The 21,576-nt window shown below is 62.9% G+C and carries 20 protein-coding genes; 11 read left to right on the forward strand and 9 right to left on the reverse strand.

Features of this window, described 5'->3' with window-relative positions; genetic code table 11:
* From flhA to motA, 6 genes are all read right to left on the reverse strand, one after another.
* On the reverse strand, positions 1-1,953 hold a 1,953-nt coding region (gene flhA, locus DBR12_RS11570; RefSeq protein ID WP_108617380.1), incomplete at its 3' end, for a flagellar biosynthesis protein FlhA.
* On the reverse strand, positions 1,950-3,104 hold the full coding sequence (locus DBR12_RS11575; protein ID WP_108617381.1) for a flagellar biosynthesis protein FlhB: 1,155 nt from the start codon (positions 3,102-3,104) through the stop codon (positions 1,950-1,952). The genes DBR12_RS11575 and flhA, both read right to left, overlap by 4 nt.
* 242 nt (positions 3,105-3,346) lie before the next feature.
* The gene (locus DBR12_RS11580; protein WP_108617382.1) at positions 3,347-3,964 is read right to left on the reverse strand and encodes a protein phosphatase CheZ; all 618 of its coding nucleotides are present in this window, start codon (positions 3,962-3,964) and stop codon (positions 3,347-3,349) included.
* Between the two features lie 4 nt (positions 3,965-3,968).
* Positions 3,969-4,355 carry a chemotaxis response regulator CheY gene (gene cheY, locus DBR12_RS11585; protein WP_108617383.1) on the reverse strand — a complete coding sequence of 129 codons (387 nt, stop codon included), beginning with the start codon at positions 4,353-4,355 and terminating at the stop codon, positions 3,969-3,971.
* Positions 4,356-4,427: 72 nt separating this feature from the next.
* Entirely contained in the window at positions 4,428-5,360 is a 933-nt protein-coding gene (motB, locus tag DBR12_RS11590) for a flagellar motor protein MotB (RefSeq protein ID WP_108617384.1), read from the reverse strand.
* A 53-nt stretch (positions 5,361-5,413) separates the two neighbouring features.
* A complete protein-coding gene (gene motA / locus DBR12_RS11595) occupies positions 5,414-6,274 on the reverse strand; it encodes a flagellar motor stator protein MotA (RefSeq protein ID WP_108617385.1) in 861 nt (286 codons plus the stop codon).
* Between the two features lie 370 nt (positions 6,275-6,644).
* On the opposite strand from motA, the gene rfbF reads away from it, so the two are divergent.
* The 7 genes from rfbF to DBR12_RS11630 are packed head-to-tail and all read left to right on the forward strand — an operon-like array spanning position 6,645 to position 12,809.
* Positions 6,645-7,415, forward strand: a complete 771-nt coding sequence (rfbF, locus tag DBR12_RS11600; protein WP_108617402.1) for a glucose-1-phosphate cytidylyltransferase — start codon at positions 6,645-6,647, stop codon at positions 7,413-7,415.
* Between the two features lie 6 nt (positions 7,416-7,421).
* Positions 7,422-8,489, forward strand: coding sequence for a CDP-glucose 4,6-dehydratase (gene rfbG, locus DBR12_RS11605; protein WP_108617386.1), 1,068 nt, complete (start codon positions 7,422-7,424; stop codon positions 8,487-8,489).
* Entirely contained in the window at positions 8,486-9,046 is a 561-nt protein-coding gene (locus tag DBR12_RS11610) for a dTDP-4-dehydrorhamnose 3,5-epimerase family protein (RefSeq protein ID WP_108617387.1), read from the forward strand. Before rfbG ends, DBR12_RS11610 begins: the two co-directional genes overlap by 4 nt.
* On the forward strand, positions 9,043-10,284 hold the full coding sequence (locus tag DBR12_RS11615; RefSeq protein WP_108617388.1) for a class I SAM-dependent methyltransferase: 1,242 nt from the start codon (positions 9,043-9,045) through the stop codon (positions 10,282-10,284). The genes DBR12_RS11610 and DBR12_RS11615 overlap by 4 nt, the downstream gene beginning before the upstream one ends.
* Positions 10,285-10,338: 54 nt before the next feature.
* Positions 10,339-11,463, forward strand: a complete 1,125-nt coding sequence (locus DBR12_RS11620; protein ID WP_108617389.1) for a DegT/DnrJ/EryC1/StrS aminotransferase family protein — start codon at positions 10,339-10,341, stop codon at positions 11,461-11,463.
* A 10-nt stretch (positions 11,464-11,473) separates the two neighbouring features.
* Positions 11,474-12,124 carry a GNAT family N-acetyltransferase gene (locus DBR12_RS11625; RefSeq protein ID WP_108617390.1) on the forward strand — a complete coding sequence of 217 codons (651 nt, stop codon included), beginning with the start codon at positions 11,474-11,476 and terminating at the stop codon, positions 12,122-12,124.
* A 37-nt stretch (positions 12,125-12,161) separates the two neighbouring features.
* The gene (locus tag DBR12_RS11630) at positions 12,162-12,809 is read left to right on the forward strand and encodes a hypothetical protein (RefSeq protein ID WP_108617391.1); all 648 of its coding nucleotides are present in this window, start codon (positions 12,162-12,164) and stop codon (positions 12,807-12,809) included.
* A gap of 32 nt (positions 12,810-12,841) precedes the next feature.
* Here the strand turns inward: DBR12_RS11630 and DBR12_RS11635 are convergent, their stop codons facing one another.
* Positions 12,842-15,040: a tetratricopeptide repeat protein gene (locus DBR12_RS11635; protein WP_108617392.1), complete on the reverse strand. Its 2,199-nt coding sequence runs from the start codon at positions 15,038-15,040 to the stop codon at positions 12,842-12,844.
* 124 nt (positions 15,041-15,164) lie between these two features.
* On the reverse strand, positions 15,165-16,661 hold the full coding sequence (locus DBR12_RS11640; protein WP_108617393.1) for a flagellin: 1,497 nt from the start codon (positions 16,659-16,661) through the stop codon (positions 15,165-15,167).
* Positions 16,662-16,981: 320 nt separating this feature from the next.
* Between DBR12_RS11640 and DBR12_RS11645 the strand changes: the two genes are divergently transcribed.
* The 4 genes from DBR12_RS11645 to DBR12_RS11660 all read left to right on the forward strand — a co-directional run bounded on the left by DBR12_RS11645 (position 16,982) and on the right by DBR12_RS11660 (position 20,940).
* A complete protein-coding gene (locus tag DBR12_RS11645) occupies positions 16,982-18,478 on the forward strand; it encodes a flagellin (RefSeq protein WP_108617394.1) in 1,497 nt (498 codons plus the stop codon).
* A 201-nt stretch (positions 18,479-18,679) separates the two neighbouring features.
* The gene (gene fliD / locus DBR12_RS11650; RefSeq protein ID WP_108617395.1) at positions 18,680-20,113 is read left to right on the forward strand and encodes a flagellar filament capping protein FliD; all 1,434 of its coding nucleotides are present in this window, start codon (positions 18,680-18,682) and stop codon (positions 20,111-20,113) included.
* Positions 20,114-20,178: 65 nt separating this feature from the next.
* Positions 20,179-20,637 (forward strand): flagellar export chaperone FliS, encoded by a 459-nt coding sequence (gene fliS / locus DBR12_RS11655; protein WP_108617396.1) that lies wholly within the window; start codon positions 20,179-20,181, stop codon positions 20,635-20,637.
* A gap of 3 nt (positions 20,638-20,640) precedes the next feature.
* Positions 20,641-20,940, forward strand: coding sequence for a flagellar protein FliT (locus DBR12_RS11660; RefSeq protein ID WP_063461658.1), 300 nt, complete (start codon positions 20,641-20,643; stop codon positions 20,938-20,940).
* 222 nt (positions 20,941-21,162) lie between these two features.
* Here the strand turns inward: DBR12_RS11660 and fliE are convergent, their stop codons facing one another.
* Positions 21,163-21,474 carry a flagellar hook-basal body complex protein FliE gene (gene fliE / locus DBR12_RS11665; RefSeq protein ID WP_108617397.1) on the reverse strand — a complete coding sequence of 104 codons (312 nt, stop codon included), beginning with the start codon at positions 21,472-21,474 and terminating at the stop codon, positions 21,163-21,165.
* Between the last annotated feature and the right edge of the window lie 102 nt (positions 21,475-21,576).

Consider the following 21,576-nt stretch of genomic DNA (forward strand, 5'->3'; position numbering starts at 1 on the left):
GTCGGGAACCAGCAGGCAGGCGGGCAGGCCCATCTCTTCCTGCTTGAGGGCCACTTCGGCCGCCTTCTGCGTCAGGATGTCGGCCACGCCGGGGTCGAGAGCAGGACCCGCCGTGTTGCCCAGGGCCTGCACCAGCAGGCGCTCCAGGCCGGGCTCGATGGCAATGACGTTGAGTTCGCGCGTTGGGCCGTAGATCTGCTGGACGATGGCGGGCGACAGGGCAATGCGCACGCGGCGGGCCAGCTCAACCGGGTCGGACACGCTGCCCGCATGCTCGGCCAGCGTCTCGATGATGGTGCGGATATCGCGGATGTGCACAGACTCTTCCAGCAGCAGCTGGAGGACCTTCTGGAACGTTGCGATGGAGACCATTTTCGGGACCACTTCTTCGATGAGCTTGGGAGCCAGCTTGGCCACGTGTTCCACCAGTTGCTGCGTTTCCGTGCGACTGAGGAGCTTGGCTGCCTGCACTTGCATCAAGTGTGACAAATGGGTGGCCATCACGGTTTCGGAATCAACGACGGTAAAACCCGCCATTTGTGCGGCTTCCTTTTGCCGGTCGTCGATCCAGTGTGCTGGCAGGCCAAACGCGGGGTCGGTGGTGGGCGTGCCGATCAGGGGCGTGGTGATGCCTCCCGGGTTGATTGCGAGGAACATGCCGGGGAACGCCTCGCCTTCGCCCACCACCACGCCACGCAGCGTGATGCGGTAGCCGCTGGGCTTGAGTTCGAGGTTGTCGCGCACATGCACGGCAGGGGGCAGAAAGCCCACCTCTTGCGCAAACTTGCGGCGCACGCCCTTGATGCGGGTGAGCAGGTCGCCCTGGCGGCTCTTGTCCACCAGGCTGATCAGGCGGTAGCCCAGCTCCAGGCCCAGCAGGTCCACGGGCTGCAGGTCGTCCCAGGTGGCTTCTCCATCGCCCACCGGCGCGGGCGGTGCCTCAACTTCGGGCGGCACTTTCTGGCGTTCGTGCAGCACCCAGGCGGCGTAGCACAGAAGGCCCCCCATGATCAGGAACACCAGGTGGGGCATGCCTGGGATCACGCCCAGCAACAGCAGAATGCCGCCGGTCACGCCCAGCACGCGGGGCGACATGAACAGCTGCTGAACGATCTGGCGGCCCATGTCGTGGTCCTTGCCAACGCGCGAGATCACCATGGCGGCGGCCACCGAGATCAAGAGCCCGGGGATCTGAGCGACCAGCGCATCACCGATGGCCAACAGGATGTAGGTGTCGGCCGCCTGTTTGGCCGAAAGGTTGTGCTGCAAAACCCCGATGGCAAAGCCACCGATGATGTTGATGAACAGAATCAGAATGCCCGCGATCGCGTCGCCGCGCACGAACTTGGAGGCACCGTCCATGGACCCGAAGAAGTTGGCTTCTTCGGCCACCTCGGCGCGGCGGCGCTTGGCTTCCTTCTCGTCGATCAGGCCGGCGTTCAGGTCGGCATCCACAGCCATCTGCTTGCCCGGCATGGCATCCAGCGTAAAGCGGGCCGACACCTCGGCAATGCGCTCGGCGCCCTTGGTGATCACCACAAAGTTGATCACCACCAGGATGGCGAACACGATCAGGCCCACGGCAAAGTTGCCGCCGATCAGGAAGTGACCAAAGGCCTCGATCACTGCACCTGCAGCGCCTGGGCCCGTGTGGCCTTCGAGCAGCACCACGCGGGTGGAGGCCACGTTTAGCGACAGGCGCATGAGGGTGGTCAGCAGCAGTACCGACGGGAACGCCGCGAAATCCAGCGGGCGCAGCATGTAGGCTGCGACCATCATCACCATCAGCGCCACGGCGATGTTGAGGGTGAAGAATGCGTCCAGCATCCAGGGCGGGATGGGCAGCACCATGAGCGCCAGGATGGCCACCACCAGCAACGGGGCCGAAAGCCCCTGGAGGGCGCTGGCGTTGGAGCCCGCCCATTGCTGCAAAGACTTTACGGAGGTGTTCATATGGCAGCACCTTGCACGGGAGTGCGGTTCAGCGGATCGAGCTCAGGTGGCACATAGGGCTCCACCAGGCTGTCGGGCATGCGGCCTTCGCCGCGCAGCGCGGCCTTGAGGCGGTACACATAGGCCAGCACCTGAGCCACGGCGGTGTAGAGTGTGGCGGGAATGGCTTGATCCAATTCGGCATGTGCATAAAGCGCGCGGGCCAGCATGGGCGACTGCAGTACGGGCACGTTGTGCTCGCGGGCCACGTCGCGGATCTTCATGGCGATGAGGTCGGTGCCGCGCGATATGACCTGGGGTGCGCTCATGGTCTTGTCGTCGTACTTCAGCGCCACTGCATAGTGGGTGGGGTTCATGACAACAAAGTCGGCTTTGGGCACGGCGGCGACGCTGGCTCGGTCGGCAATCTCCCGCTGCTTCTGGCGGATGCGGCCCTTGGTATGCGGGTCGCCGTCGGATTCCTTGTGTTCCTGCTTGACCTCTTCGTGCGACATCTTCAGTCGGTCCTTGAAGAAGAAAGCCTGCAGGGGCACATCCACCAGCGCGGCCAGGAACACGACCAGCAGCAAGAGGCTCATGCCGGAGGTCAGCCAGTCGGCTACCTGTCGCAGGGCCAGGGGCGAGGGTTGCAGCACCAGCATGGCCACGGCCTCGATACTGTTGCCGATGAACTTCCAGGCCACCCAGGTAAGGATCGCGCTCATGAGCACCATCTTGGCCACGTTGGCCATCTGCTGTTTGGAGAACAGGTTGGTCAGGCCCGATATGGGGTTCAGGCGGTTGAACTGGGGGGCGATGGGTTTGGTGCTGAAGATCCAGCCTCCCGCGCCGATGGCGCTCAGGAGTGCGGCGGCACTGGTCAGGAGTGCGAATGCCAGGCTGGCCACCGTACCCACAAGCACCATGTCCTGCAGTCGCTGGAGCATGGTGCCCGGCGCCATGACGGTGGCGGAATCAAAGGCCAACTGCTGGCTCATGGCCTTTTGCAGGTGGTCCATGAGCGCGGGCGTGAGCAGCAGCATGCAGGCCGCGCCTGCTCCCAGGATGGCCAGATGCGACAGGTCGCGCGAGCGTGCCCCTTGGCCGTCTTCGCGCGCTTTTTGCAGCTTGCGCTCTGACGCAGGGAGGCTTTTTTCTTGGCTGGATTCCATGGTGGCATGACGGCGCTGGTGTCATGCCATTGTCGTGAGCACCCCGGAAATCTAAAGCTGGATAAGGGGGCTGCGGCCCCCTCTTTTCCATGCTGCCGCCGGCGATTTCAGCGGTGCACTCGCTTCCCTAAGGGGGAGCTCAAACAGGGAGTGCCTAAGCAAAAACAATAGCTGAAAGCGCTTGATGGGCGCGCGCAAACAGCCTTTTTTCTATCGGAATCAAGCGGGTAGCCCGCAGGCGGTTAGAACCCGAGGCTGGCCAGCAGGTCGTCCACTTGGGATTGGTCGGTGACCACGTCGGGCGTGTTCTCTGGGTCCACCACGGGGCCTTGCAGGTGGACAGGCTTTGCCTCGACCGCAGCCACTTGGGCGTTGGGTGGCGCGGTCTGGATGAGCAACTGCACCAGCTGTTCTTCGATGGTGGCAGCCAGATTAACCACCCGCGCAATCACCTGACCAGTGAGGTCGTGGAAATCCTGCGCCATCATGATTTCTGTGAGGTGGGTATCGGCTTCCTTGGTGACGCGCTCCACGTCGGTCAGGAAGTTGAAGATCTCGCCCTTGGCCACGGCTGCCACTGGGTCTGCCACCAGCGAGTTGACCACCCTGCGGGTTTCTGCCGCGATGAAGTCGTGCTGCGCCTTGGCCTGTTCCACCCGGCTGAGTACTTTTTCAGCGGCCTCGCCAGTCAAGCGGGCAATGTAGGACAGGCGACTCTGCGCATCAGGCAACTCGCCCATGGAGCCACGCAGCTTGTCGGCGAAGCCGAGTTCGTTGAGCGAGTCGTGCAGCTGGCGGGTCAGGAGGCCGATTTTGTTGTGTACATCGGCAGGCTGGCTGTGGTCCGGTGTGGCATCCATGGTGTCATAACCCCATCTTCTTCAGAATCAAGGTCACCTTCTCTTCGAGTGTTGCCTTGGTAAAGGGTTTGACGATGTAGCCTGCAGCGCCCCCCTGGGCGGCGGCTACGATGTCTTCCTTGCGGGCCTCGGCGGTCACCATCAGCACGGGCAGGTGTTTGAGTTTGTCGTCCTTCTTGATCTCGGCCAGCAACTGGAACCCGTTCATGTTGGGCATGTTGATGTCGGTCACCACGAAGTCGAACTTGCCGTTGCGCAGCTTGTTGAGGGCTGCCACGCCATCCTCCGCCTCGTCCGCGTCCGAGAACCCGCTTTCCTTGAGCAGGTTGCGCACGATGCGTCGCATGGTGGAGAAATCGTCAACGATCAGAAAACGAAGGGCTGTGGTCACTTGGGACCCTTTCGGTCGAGAATTACTGTAGGCATTGTCATGGGTGGCAGGTCAGGTGACAAGTCGTAACTGTTACCTGCTTGGGGGGGGATTTTCCCGCTTTTCATTCAGCAGTTCTGTGGAAGTGATTTCGGGGATCCCTTTGCCCATGAGACGTTCTTCGGCTTCGCGGGTCAACACCGTGATGGTGATGCGCCGGTTGGCAGGTGCACGCGGGTTGCTTGGCTCCAACAGATCGCTGGCTGCCAAGCCCACCACACGGCCCAGTTTAGCGTCTGGCATGCCCGCCGAGACGAGTTCGCGCCGCGTGGCGTTGGCGCGGTCGGCCGACAGTTCCCAGTTGCTATAGCCACGCTCGCTGTTGCCGTAGGGCACGGCGTCGGTGTGGCCTGCCAAGCTGATGCGGTTTTCGACGCCGTTCAGCGCGGAGCCTATTTCGCGCAGGATGTCACGCATGTAGGGTTTTACCAACGCACTGCCGCTGTCGAACATGGGGCGGTTCTGGTCGTCCACAATCTGGATCTGCAGGCCGTCGGGCGTGATGTCGATGCGGATCTGCGACTTGTATTCGTTCAGACGCGGGTTTTCGGTGATGAGTGCATCGATCTTGGCTTCCAGCGCCTTGATGCGGTCCCGGTCCTGCTTGGCACGCTCGGCCCTGGCTGCGTCGATGCTCATGCGACGCTGTTTGGCCTCTTCCTCCTCCGAGCGCCGCACCTGGCCATGCACCTTCGATAGATCGTTGCCTCCGCCGGGGATGAGGCTGGAGCTGTTTCCCGCGCCATCGCCACCGCTCATCGCCACTTTGAGGGGCGACGAGAAATACGCGGCAATCCCCTGCAGCTCACCCTTGGCCGTGGAGCCCAGCAGCCACATGAGCAGGAAGAACGCCATCATCGCCGTCACGAAGTCGGCATAGGCGATTTTCCAGGCGCCGCCATGGGCTGCATGACCGCCTTTCTTGATGCGCTTGATGATGATGGGCTGGAGTTTTTTTTCTGCCATGGCGCTCGGGGATCAGGTGGGGTGCTTGCGGCTCCTGGTCACTGCGGAAACAACTATTTCTTGCCCTTCACATGCCCTTCAAGCTCGGAAAAGCTGGGGCGCACATCGGAGAAGAGGACTTTGCGGCCAAACTCAATGGCGGTGGCAGGGTTGTAGCCCTGCATGCTGGCCAGCAGGGTGGCCTTGATGCACAGCAATTCCTTGGCCGCGTCTTCGGTCTTTTGTTCGACCAGGCCACCGAGGGGTTCCACCACACCATAGGCCAGCAAAATGCCCAGGAACGTGCCCACCAGTGCCGAGCCGATCATGCCGCCCAGCACCGCAGGCGGCTGGCCTACCGAGCCCATGGTGTTCACAACCCCCAGCACAGCGGCCACGATGCCGAAGGCGGGCAGGGCGCCTGCCAGGCGGGCCAGCGCAGCCACGGGGGCATGGGCTTCCTGGTGGTGGGTGTCGATTTCGCTGTCCATCAGCGCTTCGATCTCATGGGAGTTGAGGTTACCCGACACCATCATGCGCAGGTAGTCGGTGGTGAACTCGATCACGTGGTGGTCGCTGCCCACCGTGGGGTATTTCTTGAAGATCTCGGACTCGTGGGGCGTCTCGACATCCTTTTCGATCGCCATCAGACCTTCCTTGCGCGCCTTTTGCAAGATGTCATAAAGCATGGCCATCAGCTCCATGTAACGGGCTTTGGTGTATTTGGAGCCCTTGAGTGCCATGGGCAGCGCAGCCATGGTGGCCTTGATCACCTTGGGTTGGTTGTTCACCACAAAGGCGCCCAGAGCGCCCCCCAGGATGGTGATGGTCTCGAAGGGCAGGGCCTTCAGGATCACCTGAATGTTCCCGCCGTGCATGATGTACACGCCGAAGATGCAGCCTAGGCAGACAACGTAACCAATGATGACGAACATGCTTTAGACGTGTTTGGGCGGTAACAGGAGCAAGAACAGCAGTGCTTGTTCCGGGACCGCAGTCGCGGGTGGACCGAAGGTTACTGCAAATGTATCGGATTGAAAGGTATGGAATGCACTCAAGAGCGTCATCAACACGGTGCTTCTTCGGGAAATGGCACGTTCGCCACACCCAGCCTTGGCTGTGCCTATTGCCAAAAAAGTGCCTCTACCGCCTGGTGGCTAAGCATATGTCGCTATACAAAATGTAGCTTCTTAGAAATGGCGATGGCGCCACACACCGTTGCTCGGCGTCAATCGCTGCATTTGACCCGTTTTTCTACAGCCACTGGGCCTTTTGACGTTGCAGGGGCTGGACTATGCTGCGGGCATGAAAGCCGTACTGCTCGCGGGGGGCCTGGGCACCCGCATCTCGGAAGAGTCGCACCTGCGTCCCAAGCCCATGATCGAGATCGGTGGGCGGCCCATCCTTTGGCACATCATGAAGATGTATGCCGCCCATGGCGTCAACGACTTCATCATCTGCCTGGGCTACCGGGGTTACGTGATCAAGGAGTATTTCGCCAATTACTTCCTGCACATGTCGGATGTGACCTTTGACATGGCCAACAACCGCATGGAAGTGCACCACCGCCACGCTGAACCCTGGCGCGTGACCCTGGTGGACACCGGGGAAAGCACCATGACGGGCGGCCGCCTGCGCCGGGTGCAGGAATACCTGCCGGAGGGCGAGCCCTTTTGCTTTACCTATGGCGACGGCGTGGCCGACCTGGACATGACGGCCCAGTTCGCCTTCCACCGCGCTCACGGCCGCCAGGCCACAGTCACCGCCGTGCAGCCGCCGGGCCGCTACGGCGCCCTGGTGCGTGACGGCGACACGGTGGCCGGGTTCGAGGAAAAACCGCGGGGCGATGGCGGCTGGATCAACGGCGGCTTTTTTGTGCTGCAGCCCGAGGTGATCGATCTGATCGACGGCGATGCCACCAGCTGGGAGCTGGAGCCCATGGCCCGTCTGGCCACGAGCGACCAGTTGCGCGCCTTTGAACACACGGGCTTTTGGCAGCCGATGGACACGCTGCGCGAGAAAAACCTGCTCGAAGACCTGTGGCAATCGGGCCGCGCGCCCTGGAAATGCTGGTGAACCACGATGCGTCCTGATCCCGACTTCTGGCGCGGCAAGCGCGTGTTGCTCACCGGCCACACTGGCTTCAAGGGTGCGTGGCTCGCCCTGTGGCTGCAGCGCCTGGGCGCCCAGGTGACCGGCGTGGCGCTGCCGCCCGCCACCGAGCCCAACCTGTTCACCCTGGCGCAGCTAGGGCAGGCCGCACCGGGCATGGAGAGCCACTTTTGCGACATCCGCAGTGCCCAGGCCCTGGCCATGCGCGTGCGCGCCGCCCTGCCCGAGGTGGTGCTGCACCTGGCCGCGCAAGCGCTGGTGCGGCCTGGCTATGCAGCGCCGCTGGACACATTTGCCACCAACGTCATGGGCACGGCGCACTTGCTCGATGCCCTACGCGGGCTGGCTGGCGTGCGCGTGGCCGTGGTCGTTACCACCGACAAGGTTTACCGCAACCGCGAATGGGCCTACCCCTACCGCGAGGACGACCCCTTGGGCGGGCACGACCCCTATAGCGCCAGCAAGGCGGCTGCAGAACTCGTCACCGCCAGCTACCGCGATGCCTTCCTGGCCGCGCAGGGTGTGGCCGTGGCCACCGCCCGCGCGGGCAATGTGATTGGCGGCGGAGACTGGGCGCAAGACCGGCTGCTGCCCGACGCCGTGCGCGCCTGGGAAAAGGGCGCCACCCTGCACATCCGCAGCCCCCAGGCCACGCGCCCCTGGCAGCATGTGCTGGAGCCGCTCGCCGCCTACCTGCGCCTGGCCCAGCGTCTATGGGAATCGCCCACGCTGGCCGGTGCCTACAACTTTGGCCCGCTTCCGCACGAGGCGGCCTCGGTTAAAAATGTGATCGAATTGGCCTCTGCCGCCTATCCAGAAAGTGCTACAAGCTATGAAAATAATAGCGATGGCCCACACGAAGCCGGCTGGCTGGCGCTGGAAACCGCCCACGCCCGCCAAGTGCTGGGCGTGGCCCCGCACTGGTCCCTGAGCACGGCCGTGGCCCGCACCATGAACTGGTACCGCCAGCAACACGGCGGCGCCGATGCCCGCGCGCTGTGCTTGGCCGACATCGACGCCTGGGAGGCCCGCCCATGAGTCGCCTGGCCCTGGCGCCGCTCCCGCTGGCGGGGCTCTTTCGCGTGCAACGCCAGCCACTGGTGGATGAGCGCGGCTTTTTTGCGCGCCTGTTCTGCGCCAATGAACTGGCGGGCGCGGGCTGGACGGCGCCCATCGCCCAGATCAACCACAGCTACACCGCGCTCCACGGCACCGTGCGCGGCATGCACTACCAAAAGCCGCCACACTCCGAGATGAAGCTCGTGAGCTGCCTGCGTGGCGAGGTCTGGGACGTGGCCGTGGACCTGCGCCACGGATCGCCCACCTTTTTGCACTGGCATGCCGAGCGCCTCTCGGCCGACAACGGCCACGCGCTGCTCATCCCCCCTGGTTTTGCCCACGGCTTCCAGGCGCTGACCGACCATGCCGAGCTGCTGTATTGCCACTCAGCCGCCCATGCACCCGGGGCCGAAGCGGGTTTGCACCCGGCAGACCCGCGCCTGGCCATCGCCTGGCCGCTGCCGGTGGGCCCCCTGTCGCCCCGCGACGCGGGCCAGCCCGGGATGAGCGAAGAATTCGAAGGAGTGCGCCTGTGAAGTGCCGACACTGCGGCAGCCCGCTGCAACTGCCGTTCCTGGACCTGGGCAGCGCGCCCCCGTCCAACGCCTACCTGGCCGAGGCCGCCCTGCGCGCGCCCGAAACCTGGTTCCCGCTGCGGCTCTTGGTCTGCGAAACCTGCTGGCTGGTGCAGACCGAAGACCACGCCGGGCGCGAGGCGCTGTTCACCGACGACTACGCCTACTTCAGCTCGTTCTCGTCCTCCTGGCTCGCCCATGCCCAGGCCTATGTCGAGGCGATGCGCGAGCGCCTGGGCCTGACCGCCGCCTGCCGCGTGGTCGAGGTCGCGTCCAACGACGGCTACCTGCTGCAATACGTGCAGGCGGCTGGCATCCCCTGCTATGGTGTGGAGCCCACCGCCAGCACCGCAGCGGCGGCCCGCGCCAAGGGCATTGAGGTGGTGGAGCGCTTCTTTGGCGTGGCCCTTGCCGACGAGCTGGCCCAGGCGGGCCGCCAGGCCGACCTGATCGCCGCCAACAATGTGCTGGCCCATGTGCCCGACATCAACGACTTTGTGAGCGGCTTCACGCGGCTGCTCAAGCCGCACGGCGTGGCCACGTTCGAGTTTCCGCACCTGCTGCGCATGGTGGAGGGCTGCCAGTTCGACACGGCGTACCACGAGCACTACTCTTATTTGTCGCTCACGGCGGTGCAGCGCATCTTTGCGGCCAATGGTCTGGTGGTGATCGATGTGCAAGAGCTGCCCACGCATGGCGGCAGCCTGCGCGTGTTTGCTGCCCGTGCCGACGCTCCCGGCCACCCTCAGGCCACGACCGAAGGCGCCGCCCGTGTGCAGCAACTCCTGTCCACCGAGGCGGCGGCGGGCATGCTGGGGGCTGGTTTTTACAGCGATTTTCAAGCCCAGGCCATACGGGTCAAGCGCGAGCTGCTCACTTTTTTATTGCAATGCCAGGCCGACGGCACCACCGTGGGCGCCTACGGCGCGGCCGCCAAGGGCAACACCCTGCTCAACTTTGCGGGCGTGCGGCCAGACCTGCTGCCCTATGTGGTGGACAAGAACCCGGCCAAACAAGGCCAGTACCTGCCCGGCAGCCGCATCCCGGTGGTGAGCGAGGCGCACCTGCGTGCCCACCAGCCGCAGCGCATCCTGATCCTGCCGTGGAACCTGCGGCACGAAGTCAGCGCCCAGCTCAGCGACATCCGTGATTGGGGAGGGCGGTTCGTCACCGCCGTTCCCCGCCTGGACGTTTGGTAGCCGTCCATCCGTCGCCACCCCAATTTCCATCAGACACCCACGAAGGAGACCACCATGATCCCAATGTTCAAACCCTTGATCGAGCAAGAAGAAATCGATGCCAGCCGCGAATCGCTGGAGCTGGGCTGGCTCGGCATGGGCAGCTACGTGTCCGGCTTTGAAAAGAAGGTCAAGGAGATCCTGCAGGCGCCCGACAGGCATGTGGCGGCGGTCAGCACCGGCACTGCGGGCCTGCACATCGCGCTGCTGCTCGCGGGCGTGGGGCCAGGCGACGAGGTGATCGTGTCGGCCTTCAATTGCTCGGCCGACTACCAGGCCATCACCTGGGTGGGGGCCGACATCGTGTTCTGCGACTGCGCTGACGACACTCTGGAGCTGGATCTTGCCAAGGCCGAGTCCCTGGTGGGGCCGCGCACCAAGGCCATCATCGTGATGGACTACGACTGCATCATCAGCGACCACGACGCCATTGCCGCCTTTGCCGAGCGCCACAAGCTGCGCGTGATTCACGACGCCGCGCACTCGTTTGGCTCCAGCTACAAGGGGCGGATGGTGGGCAGCTTCTCGGACATCTGCGTGTTCAGCCACGACCCGGTCAAGACCGTGACCTGCCTGGATGGCGGCACTGTCGTTGTGCGCACTGAAGAGGAGTTGCGCCGTGTGCATGAGCTGCGTCTGCTGGGCATGCAGCAGCCTGCCGAGGTGATGTACCAGAACAAGCGCGCCTGGACTTTCGACGTCGAACGCGTTGGCTTTCGCTACCACATGCTCAACATGCACGCCGCGATCGGGCTGGCGCAGCTGGGCAAACTGGATGTGATCAAGTCGAGCCGCCAGGCGGCATCGCGCCGGTACAACGAGAAGCTGCAAGGCATTGCTCAGGTTCGCACGCCCCCCACGGACTTTGCGGACGTCAACCCGTTCCTGTACTACATTCGGGTGCCCGCAGAGCACCGTGATGCGCTGCGCGACTTTTTGAAGGCCAACGGCGTGGACACGGGCATCCACTGGCAGCCAGGGCACTGGTTCTCGCTGTGGAAGGACTGCCGGGCCGGAGACCTGTCCGTGACCGATGCTGTGGGCAAGGGCATTCTTTCGCTGCCGTTGCATTCGCGCATGCCGCTGGAAAACGTGGACACCGTGGCTGAGCAGGTGCGCCGCTACTTTGCCCAGGTGTGAAGAGGTTGCCATGACTTCGCCAACGCCTGGACAGCAGCTTCTGGCTGCCATCAAGCAGACGGCCCGTGCGGGCGAGACCGGGTTGGTGCTGCCCGTGGGGCGGCCGCTCGCGGCGGTGGTCCGGCCGATCGCCACCGTTCCCGGCCATATCGATGCCGTCGATGCGCAGCTGCTGACCGACTGGCGCAACCGCCACGTCAAATCCTTCCTGACCGAATTCGTCTCGACCCCTGAGCGCACTGCAGCCTGGCTGGCAGGCGCGGTGCACCAGAACCCGGGCAAGATGCTGTTCATGGTGGAAACGCTGGACGGCGAGCGCGTGGGGCACGTGGGGCTCGGCTTTATCGACTGGCAGCGCGGCTATGGCGAGGCGGATGCCATCGTCAGCGGCGGGGCTTCCCCTCCGGGTCTGATGAAGGCGTCGTTGCTGGTGCTGATGCGCTGGGCGCGCGACGCGCTCGGGCTGCAGACGCTGGCCGTGCGGGTGCGGTCCGACAACCCGGCGGTGGAGTTTTACCGCAAGGTGGGTTTTCAGGAGTTTCAGCGGGTGCCGATTGTGGCCAGCACCGTCCCTGGCGGGGTGGACTGGACGGAGGATCCGCAGGCCGTCGATGCACCGGCCAGCCTGGTATACATGCAATTGCATTTGCCCCGGGCCTGAGCTGGCCGAGGGCGCTGGGAAGGGTAGGAGGCTCTGCATGGAAATCTTGCGAATGGACCGCGCTCGGTTGCTGCGCTACGTGGTGCAGCAGCTGCGCCATACGCTGCCCGACGACTTCGATCCCCAAGCGGACATTGACGCACACCTGGACGAAGCGCTGGCTCGCCTGCGCGGCTGCATCAATGCCGTGCGGCCTTGGCGGCAGGACTGCTTTGACCCGCTGCATTCCACGCAGTACTGCAGCTTTCTCTATTTTCTGGCCAACACCATCTGGCGCCGCACGGCCAGCACCGACACCCCCACGCGCCTGTTTTTGCTGAATAAGGCCTTGAATGGCATCGATCTCTTCTACGAAATCGAGATGCCGCCGGTGTTCTTCATCGGACATTCCGTCGGCATCGTCTTCGCCAAGGCCACCTATGGTAATTTTCTGGTGATCTACCAGAACTCCACCGTCGGCAAGAACCACGGCGTGGCCCCGGTGCTGGGAGATGGGGTCATCATGTACCCGGGCACCGCCATCATCGGGCGGTGCCAGGTGGGCGATGGCACGGTGCTGGCGCAGGGAGCCAGCTTGGTCAATACGGACTCACCGGGGCATTGCACCGTGTACCGTGGCGACGCTGGCCGGGCGGTGTTCAAGCCCACCCGGCACAACGCCCTGCACGACATCTTCCGTCTCTGACTCTCTGACTCTCTGACTCTCTGATCTTTGCGTCAGGCGCCTTCAAGGCCCAATCCCATGGCCTGCGTTGCATACTGAAGGTAAGTGACCGCGAACTCGGTGTGCCCATGCGCATGCTCCACTTCGGCAAGGCATGCAAGGGCGACGGGATCGTGTGGCAAGGCGTTGAGCACTTTCTCTGCCAGCTCGGTCACTGCCACCCAGTGGCGGTCTGTGATCCGGGGGGCTGATTCGCCCGGCGGTCGGGGCGGGGCGGCCGACCGTGCTTTTTCTACCAGGTTCTGCAGGCTTTGGTGCGCCGCTTGCAGGCTGATCCGCTGGCCGGGTTTCAATCCGACGCCCGGGACCGGGGGCTGTTCCCACTCTTGCGGGAACTGGGATATCCATTCCTGGATGGCCTGCTCCTGCGCTTGCGGATCAGAGGGATGCTCCGCCTGCGCCAGCCACTTCAACCACATGACCCGCAGGCCTTCGCCGAAGTGCCGACAGTAAAGGTCTTCACGCATGAGCGCCGAGTTCTCCACCTCGCTGCGCAGGCTCAGCCGGAGCGCATTGAGTGCCTGGGCATCCGCTGCTAGGCCCGACGCGATGCGCACGTAATCGTCAGGCCCTTCTGCCAGCCACTCTGTGCGCCCCAGGTAGTTGAGCATGCCCACCCCCATGCGGCTTTTGAAACTATCGCCCATCATCGAGACGATGGGCACCGCCATCCACAGCACATCGAATGTGGTGGTGCCGCCGGTCAGTGGGAATGGGTCCAGCGCGATATCGATGCGGTGGTAGGTCAGGTACTGGTTGTCCTGGTTGAGCGGCACCAGATCCAGCCGCGAAGGCGGGAGTCCCAGGCCCTCGCAACGATCGCGGTAGGCCTGTGCAAACTCGGGTTTGTCGAAGTTTTTTCCCTCGATCAGCAGCCGCGAATGGGGCACGGCGGCCAGAACCCGCCCCCACAGCGCCAGCACCTCATCGGTCAGTTTGCCCAGGTTGTTGCAGGAGCCGAAGGTAATGAACCCGTTGTCCATCACTGGCGAGGGGCGCACCTGGTAGCGGGGCTGGTAACGCCACAGGGGGTTGCGGCTCATGGGGCGGTAACAGGCAAACAGCGTGGGCAGTCGGTACAACTGCTCTGTGTATTGGTCGTCGGCGTCCGGGGGGTCGGTGATCTCGTCTGTGAACTTGTAGTCCACGGCTTGCAGGCCAGTCGTTGCCGGGAAGCCCAGCCAGGACACCTGCAGCGGCACAGGCTTGTGCGCGAGGATGAGCAGGCCGTTGTTGCCCGTGTGGCCTGCCAAGTCCACCAGAATGTCGATGTTCTGGGCGCGGATGGCCTCCGCCTGTTCCTGGGGGCTGAAGCCTGCCAGGCGCACGAAGTGGTCAACATGGCACTCCACCCGCTCGGTGACATGGTCGCCCTTGGGGAACAGGTAGAACGCATACACCTCGAACTGCCGCCGGTCCAGCTGCGCCAGCAGCCCCTCGACCGAGTACATGACGGCATGCATGCGGAAGTCTGGCGACAGAAACCCAATCTTCAAGCGGCGCCAGGGCGCGCCGCGGTGGCTCTCAAAGCTGGGCCAATGGGGGCGCAGCGGGGGCTCAAACACCTTGCCAAACTGACGGGCGGCCTCAGACAGCTGCGTAGCGCTTACCTGCGGGTCCGCCAGCATGAACAGCAGCCTGTTGGTGTAGTTGCCAGGGTCGTTCGGGTTGAGCGCAATAGCCCGCTCGCAATCTTGCACCGCCTCGCGCACCTGGCCCAGCTCTCGGCGGTGAATGGCGCTTTGCATCAACGCACCGACCGTCAGTGGCACGGAGTCAGACAGCGCGAGTGCCTTTTGGCTGGCATCAAATCCCTTGCTGTGCAAGTTGATCAGATAGCAACACTCGGCCAGCTTGATCCAGGTGACGGCTTGCTGGGGGCGCAGTTCGCAGACTTTCTCAAGGTGCGGAAGCGCGTCGTAGTTGCGTGCTTGCTCAATCAAGACATTGGCGTAGTTGATGAGCAGCTCGGCATCTCCGGGCCAGTACGCATAGGCTTGCCGGTAGGCCTTGAGGGCCTCGTCAAATGCACGCTGCTTGTGGAGCGAGAAGCCCAACAGCCGGTGTGCACCGAGGTGGCGGCCATTTTTGCGCAGAATTTGGCGGCACAGCCGCGTCAGCAAGGGCCAGTCTGCAGCGGAGAGTGCCGCATGGAGGCGGGGATCGTCCTGGGCGGTGTGTTTGGATTGCACGTGACTGCCGATCTACAAGCTAAGGAGCGGGGGGCGCTGCACAGTGTGCCATGTGAAAAAGGGGCCTGATGGGGCCCCTTGTGTTGCGTTGCTGGTCCACTGCGCAGCATGCGGGCCGGGTCTATCACTTGAGCAGCGACAGCACGCCCTGCGGGATCTGGTTAGCCTGGGCCACCATGGCCGTGCCGGCTTGCTGCAGGATCTGGGCGCGCGAGAGGTTGGCGGTTTCAGCCGCAAAGTCGGCGTCCTGGATGCGCGAGCGCGATGCGGACAGGTTTTCGGACGTGATCTGCAGGCTGGCAATGCTGGTCTCAAAGCGCGATTGCAGAGCACCGAGTTTGGCGCGTTCGCCGTTGATGAAGGCCAGGGCCGAATCCACCGTCTTGAGCGCGTTGGTAGCGTTGCTGAAGGTGGTCACATCCAGATTGGCCACCGCTTGCAGTGCAGAGCCGCCGTCATCCAGCTGGGTTGCATTGGTAGAGTCCACCGCGAACGACTTTTCCGAGTCCAGGACGATGTAGCCGCCTGTATTCACCATTTCCGCAACCGTGTTGGTACCGAGCGTCCGTGCCGTACCGTTGGAGGCTCCCGCAGCATCGTAGCCGGTGATCGTCACATCGGCGGCGTTTTGGATGGCGGTGTCACCGATGACGATGTCATTGCCGGTGGCATTGGTCAGGATGATTTGTGTACTGTCTGGGCTCAGCGAAGCATTGATGCCCGTCTTGGCAGCCTGGTCGTTGATGGCAGACACCGCTGCCGACAGGCGGTCGGTGCCCGTGGCGGAGGTCAACGTGAACGACACGGCCACAGCGGCGCCAGACCCGGCATTGTCGCCCTGCAAAGTCAACGAATAGGAACCGGCGGCAGACATACCGCTCAACCGCACTTCGGTGCGGGCCGTCGCCGTCACACCCGTGGTGGCCTTCATACCATTGATCTGGTCGGCTGTTGCCTTGGCCGTAGCGTTCGAGCCCGCTGCAATGCTGTTGGTGCCCAGGTAGCCGCTGATGGCAATGGTGCCGGCCGCTACGCCATTGGAGGTCGCGCCCGCTGCCACAGTGGCCTGCGCACCAACGCCCGAGCCGTTCGATGCCACGTTCTGGTTGTTGCCATACACCGTGGTGCGCAGGTTGGCTGTTGCCGCCACGATGGTCTGGTTGGCATTGGCGCCCACCTGGAACTGCTGCGTACCAAAGGTACCGTCCAGCAATTTTTGGCCGTTGAATTCGGTCGTTTGCGAAATTCGGTCAAGTTCTGCCACCAATTGGCCGACTTCCTGTTGCAGGGCTTGGCGGTCGCCTGCGCTGTTGGAGGCGTTGGCCGATTGCACGGCCAGTTCACGCACACGCTGCAGGATGTTGCCGGCCGACCCCATGGCGCCTTCCGCCACCTGGGCCAGTGAGATGCCGTCGTTCGCATTGCGAACAGCCTGGTTCAAGCCCCGGATCTGGCTGGTGAAGCGCTCGGAAATCGCCAGGCCGGCGGCGTCGTCTTTGGCGCTGTTGATGCGCAGGCCCGACGACAGGCGCTGGATGGCTGAGTTGAGCGACATCTGGCTGGTGCCCAGATTGCGCTGCGCTGTCAGCGAGCTGATGTTGGTATTGATGGTTGCTGCCATGGCGAAACTCCTTAACGTCGCAAGACGGATCTGTTTGCCGGTTCAAGCGCACCCGTCCGGCTGTCAATGAGGGAACGATGGGTGAATTGTGGGGATGCCACTTTTTTGTGTTAGCCCGATAAGCGGTCAAAAAGTCCCACAACTTGTGCGTTTGACCCTCAAGTTTTCCGGCGGCCACCCGAAAACACTCTCAACGGACCGTGAGTGGCCCGCCGTTCACCAGATGGCCTGCAGCTCTGGGAACCCAGGAGGCCAGCATGGTGCTGGCGCCCCGGCTGGCGGCAACGCCATATTCAGTCAGTTCTTTCAGGAGATTTGCAATGGCTTCCACCATCAATACCAACGTGGCTTCGCTGACCGCCCAGCGCAACCTGGGCATGAGCCAGACATCGCTGAACACGTCCATCCAACGCCTGTCGTCGGGCCTGCGCATCAACAGCGCCAAGGACGACGCTGCGGGCCTGGCCATCTCCGAGCGCTTTTCCAGCCAGATCCGGGGTCTGAACCAAGCGGTTCGTAACGCCAACGACGGTATTTCCCTGGCTCAAACCGCTGAAGGCGCGCTCAAGGCGTCCGGCGACATCCTGCAGCGTGTGCGTGAACTGGCCGTGCAATCGGCCAACGCCTCCAACAGCGCAGGCGACCGCCAAGCCCTGCAACAGGAAGTGGGTCAGCTGGTTTCCGAGCTGGACCGTATCTCTCAAACCACGGAATTCAACGGCCAGAAATTGCTGGACGGTACCTTTGGTACGCAGCAGTTCCAAGTAGGCGCCAACGCCAACCAGACCATCGTGGCGGCAACAGCCAACCTGCGCACCGGCGTATACGGCAACAACCAGAACGTGGCATCGAACGGCTCGGGCGTTGGTGCGCAGGCCACTGTGGCAGCGGGCGCGACCTCCAATGGCGTAGCGGCCGGCACCATTGCCATCAGCGGCTACCTGGGCACCAACAGCATTGCAGCGGGCTCGAACGCTACGGCCAAGGCAACGGCCGACCAGATCAATGGTATGAAGGCCACCACGGGTGTGACGGCGACTGCCCGCACCGAAGTGCGTTTGGGCGGCATGGCATCGGCAGGTTCCTACTCGCTGACTTTGCAGGGCGACAATGTCGGGTCTGGCGCTGCTGTGACCGTGTCGTTCACATTGACATCTGCCACCGGTACCGACCGCCTGTCGGCAGCAGTGTCTGCTATCAATGACCAAGCGGCCAAGACGGGCATCAATGCCTCGCTGAGCTCGGACGGTACGCAAGTGATTCTGACCAACGCTACCGGGAACGACATCGTGGTGGGTGACACCGCCACGGCCAATGCTGCCGATGTGACCGTCACCGGCTACGATGCGGCGGGCGCGAGCAATGGTACGGCCCGGACGCTGACGGCCAACACTGCTGCAGAAATGGTGAATACGGGCGGCTACATCGTTCTGGATTCGGAGAAGTCGTTCGCTGTGGACTCCACTACCGCAACGCAGCTGGATGACGGCGGCTCTGCACTGCAAGCGGTGGCCAATCTGGATGTGACTACCTTCAGCAACGCTACCAACGCGCTCAAGACGGTGGACTCGGCCCTGGCCTTCATCAACGGCGAACGCGCCAAGCTGGGTGCTCTGCAATCGCGCTTTGAAACCTCGATCAGCAACTTGCAGGTGACATCCGAAAACCTGTCTGCCTCGCGCAGCCGTATTCTGGACGCCGACTTCGCTGCAGAAACCGCCAACCTGTCGCGCGCTCAGATCCTCCAACAGGCTGGTACGGCGATGGTGGCGCAGGCCAACCAGCTGCCGCAAGGTGTGTTGGCCCTGCTGCGTTAACAGGCGCAGGGCATGGCAGTCAGGGCGTTGCAGCGCCCTGAAATAGCCCAGGCGGCGGCAGATTTCTGTCGCCGCCCTTTGGCTTTTTGGAGCAGCGGGTGCCAGGACCGCTGGATAAGACGGGTTTCCTGGCGTGTTTACGGACGTTCTTGATCGCCGTTCGGCGCCATAATTTCCGTTGAACCAGTTCAGGAGGTTGGTATGGCCACGATTTCATCCGTAGGTGTCGGCACAAACGGGCTTGATGTCAAAAACATCATTTCCAAGTTGGTCGAACTGGAAAAAGAGCCGTTGAACAAGCTCACGGTGCAGGCCGCCGCAGTCAAAACCAAGATATCTGCCTTCGGGCAGATCAAGTCGCTGGTCTCCACACTGCAGGATGCAGCGAGCAAGCTCACCAGCGTGACCGGCTGGAACGGCGTGACCACCACCTCCTCTGATTCCAAGTTTGTGTCTGCCACTGCCGTGGGTGGAACCCTGCCCACTACCTTCAGCGTGGAGGTGCAAGGCCTAGCCAAGGCGCAAGCCACGGCGTCGGCGGCTCTGTTGCCTGTGGGAGGCGCACTGGGCGCAGGAACGCTGCGGCTCGAACTGGGCAAGTGGAGTGTGTCCCCCTCGTCATTCACGCCTGGCAGCGGTCAGCCGGTGGATATCACGATCAGCGCGACCGACAAGCTCTCGGATGTGGCCAGCAAGATCAACGGCTCCAATGCAGGGGTGACCGCATCAATTCTGTCGGATGCGTCCGGAGAGCGTTTGTTGCTGCGCAGCAAGAGCACGGGCGAGCAGTTCGGCTTTCGGCTGGGTGTGATGGAGGGCGGCGACACCGATCCCCTGAGTGCAGGCAATACCGATGCCACGGGCCTGTCGCGCCTGGTCAACGGCGCCACGGTCACGCAGGCGGCTGCCAATGCCAGGGCCACGGTCAATGGGATTGCGGTGTCTTCTGCCACCAACACGTTTTCTTCCACGATCTCGGGCGTGACCTTCAAGGCGGAGCAAATCACCACGGCACCGATTGAAATCACCGTGGGCAAGGATGACTCGGCCATCAAGTCCAACATCGATGGGTTCGTGAAGGCCTACAACGCCGTCAACGAGTTGCTGCAGGAGGCGACCAAATACGATGCCAAAACCAAATCGGCGGGTCTTCTGCAGGGGGATTCGACTGCGGTGACGCTACAGAACTCGCTGCGCAATGCAATCCAGTCGATTTCGACCGGCGGTGGGGCCTTCCAGCGCTTGGCAGATGTCGGCATCACCCAGCAGCTGGGTGGCAATCTGGCGGTGGATGCCTCCAAGCTGAACAAGGCCTTGGCGGAAAAACCCGAGGATGTGAAGAACCTGTTCCGCAACACCGGAGGCGGATCGGCCGATGGCATTGCCGTGCAGTTGAAGGCGCTGACCACCAAATTGCTGGCCACCGATGGTTTTTTCAAATCCAAGGATGACACCCTGCAGCTGAGCCTCAAGCGCAACTCCCAGGATCAAACCCGCGTAAACGAAAAGGTTGACGCCTTTGAGAAACGCATCACACGGCGCTATAACGCGCTGGACACCCAGTTGAGCAGTCTGAACGGCCTGAATGCCTATATCTCTCAGCAGGTGACGGCCTGGAACAAATCGAAGGGCTAAACAGAGGCTTCAGTTTTTCTGGCGCTCGCCGATAACTCAAGTAACACCTCGGAAGGATTGTCAGCATGTTCAGCGCCTACAGCCCCCGTGCAGCCAACGCATACCAGCGCATCAATGTAGAAACCAGCATGCACACGATCGACCAGCACCAGCTGGTCAGCTTGCTGTATGAGGGTGTTTTGAATTCCATTGCAACGGCGCGTGGCGCCATGTCGCGGGGTGATGTGCTGGGCAAGGTCAACGCCATCGCCAAGGCGGTGCGTATTCTCGAAGAAGGCTTGAGCACGTCGCTCGACAAGGTGGACGGCGGTGAACTGGCCGAGAACCTGGGCGCGCTGTATGACTACTGCATGCGCCGCCTGACCCTGGCCAATGCCCGCAACGACGACGCCATGATGCAGGAAGTCATGCGCCTGATCGAGCCCGTGGCCCAGGGCTGGAACGACATCAAGAAATCCGGTGCTGCAGCGGCTTCTGCTGACGCGCCTGCCGCCACTGGTCAGTCCGTGCTGGTAGAGGCCTGAACCATGTCCCACATGCTGATTGACTATTACAAGGCGATTGAAGACAGCAGCGCCAAGATGCTGGAGGCTGCCCGGCTCAAGGACTGGGACGGCGTGGTGCGCTACGAAGGCGCATGTGCCGTGCTGATCGAGCAGCTGCGCTTCAAGTCGCAGGAGCACGAGTTGCTGCCTGAGCATCGCCGTGAGAAGACCCGCATCATGCAGCGCATCCTGCGCAACGATGCCCAGATTCGCTGCCTGGCCGAGCCCTGGCTGGCGCAGTTCGAACACCTGTTCGAAGGACAGCCGCAGATGATGCACTGAGGCGCGCGACAAGCCCCAAGACAAAGCCGACCCTGAGAGGTCGGCTTTTTTATGGAAGAAATGGGCTTCTCCGCTCTACGAATAAGCCTTTATTGCTATCAAATGAGGAGCGTTTTCCAGGCCCCGTGGATGCGTATGGGCGCCCGGCAATGCCAGAGATGCCGAGCAAGGGCCGCCCCGCAGCGAGGGGAAGCGGCGCAGCCGCTCAGGGGAGTGCCCCTGTCAGACCTGCATGTTCATGATGTCGGTGTAGGCCTGCACCATGCGGTTGCGCACGTGCAGCGTGGCCTGAAAACCGATCTGGGCCTTCTGTATGGCCACCATGGTTTCTTCCAGGCTCACCGAGGGGTTCTCTAGCTGAACTTCTCTTTGCAGTCCGGACGAGCGGTTCTGCGCCGCACTCACCGACTGCAGCGCACCCTTGAGGGCGCCGGAAAAACCCACTTCATTACCGGTCTCCTGGGGCGCGGCAGCACGGCGCGCCACGCCTGCGCCCGACAAGGGGGCGGTAGAGCTTGAGATGCGAAGGTCCATGGCTGTATCCGTAGGGAATGGCGGTATGCTGCGTATCCTAGCCACCGCTCTGGCGCCCATCACCCTGAAATGATGGTCAAACGGGCGGCTTATCCAGCGAAC

The organism is Acidovorax sp. HMWF029, from assembly GCF_003060895.1.
GTDB lineage: Bacteria > Pseudomonadota > Gammaproteobacteria > Burkholderiales > Burkholderiaceae_C > Acidovorax.

Coding starts and splice junctions, on each gene's coding strand:
- DBR12_RS11575 (WP_108617381.1), bottom strand. CDS start 3,104: ATGGAATCCAGCCAAGAAAAAAGCCTCCCTGCGTCAGAGCGCAAGCTG.
- DBR12_RS11580 (WP_108617382.1), bottom strand. CDS start 3,964: ATGGATGCCACACCGGACCACAGCCAGCCTGCCGATGTACACAACAAA.
- motB (WP_108617384.1), bottom strand. CDS start 5,360: ATGGCAGAAAAAAAACTCCAGCCCATCATCATCAAGCGCATCAAGAAA.
- motA (WP_108617385.1), bottom strand. CDS start 6,274: ATGTTCGTCATCATTGGTTACGTTGTCTGCCTAGGCTGCATCTTCGGC.
- rfbF (WP_108617402.1), top strand. CDS start 6,645: ATGAAAGCCGTACTGCTCGCGGGGGGCCTGGGCACCCGCATCTCGGAA.
- rfbG (WP_108617386.1), top strand. CDS start 7,422: ATGCGTCCTGATCCCGACTTCTGGCGCGGCAAGCGCGTGTTGCTCACC.
- DBR12_RS11610 (WP_108617387.1), top strand. CDS start 8,486: ATGAGTCGCCTGGCCCTGGCGCCGCTCCCGCTGGCGGGGCTCTTTCGC.
- DBR12_RS11620 (WP_108617389.1), top strand. CDS start 10,339: ATGATCCCAATGTTCAAACCCTTGATCGAGCAAGAAGAAATCGATGCC.
- DBR12_RS11625 (WP_108617390.1), top strand. CDS start 11,474: ATGACTTCGCCAACGCCTGGACAGCAGCTTCTGGCTGCCATCAAGCAG.
- DBR12_RS11630 (WP_108617391.1), top strand. CDS start 12,162: ATGGAAATCTTGCGAATGGACCGCGCTCGGTTGCTGCGCTACGTGGTG.
- DBR12_RS11640 (WP_108617393.1), bottom strand. CDS start 16,661: ATGGCAGCAACCATCAATACCAACATCAGCTCGCTGACAGCGCAGCGC.
- DBR12_RS11645 (WP_108617394.1), top strand. CDS start 16,982: ATGGCTTCCACCATCAATACCAACGTGGCTTCGCTGACCGCCCAGCGC.
- fliD (WP_108617395.1), top strand. CDS start 18,680: ATGGCCACGATTTCATCCGTAGGTGTCGGCACAAACGGGCTTGATGTC.
- fliS (WP_108617396.1), top strand. CDS start 20,179: ATGTTCAGCGCCTACAGCCCCCGTGCAGCCAACGCATACCAGCGCATC.
- DBR12_RS11660 (WP_063461658.1), top strand. CDS start 20,641: ATGTCCCACATGCTGATTGACTATTACAAGGCGATTGAAGACAGCAGC.
- fliE (WP_108617397.1), bottom strand. CDS start 21,474: ATGGACCTTCGCATCTCAAGCTCTACCGCCCCCTTGTCGGGCGCAGGC.